The sequence below is a fragment of the Streptomyces sp. SID12501 genome (assembly GCF_010550245.1).
Lineage (GTDB): Bacteria > Actinomycetota > Actinomycetes > Streptomycetales > Streptomycetaceae > Streptomyces.
Genome location: NZ_JAAGLU010000640.1, coordinates 1 through 444, shown reverse-complemented (window position 1 = coordinate 444; position 444 = coordinate 1). Strand labels below are relative to the sequence as shown.

The following is a 444-nucleotide window of genomic DNA, read 5'->3' as shown; positions in this document are numbered from 1 at the left end:
GCCGGTGCTCGAGCCGCTGGGCCTGACGCACCCCCAGTACCTCGCGATGCTCGCGCTCTGGCAGTACGCGCCGCTGTCCCTGCGCGACCTCGCCGACCACCTGCACCTCGAGCCTGCGACCACGTCCCCGCTGGTCCGCCGCCTCGAGGCCCTCGGCCTCGTGACGCGCACGCGCGCCGAGGACGACGAGCGCGCGCTGCGCATCGACCTCACCGACGCCGGCCGGGACCTGCGCGCCCGCGCCGAGCAGGTGCCCGCGACGATGGTCGAGCGGCTCGGCCTCACGGTCGAGCAGATCGACGAGGTGCGCCGCGCGTCGCAGCTCGTGATCGACGCCTGCGAGCGCGTGCGCGACTGACCCCCTGTCGGCGCGCGCCCGATCGGGTGTTGCATGGCTCCCGTGACCCCGAGCGACGCACCGGGCACCGACCCGAGCGGCACCCC

General features: G+C 75.9%; 1 protein-coding gene. It reads left to right on the top strand.

The features are described from left to right. Positions 1–358, top strand: a 358-nt coding sequence (locus G3I71_RS47680; RefSeq protein ID WP_164325199.1) for a MarR family winged helix-turn-helix transcriptional regulator, incomplete at its 5' end; no start/stop codon positions are given. Positions 359–444: the final 86 nt, after the last annotated feature.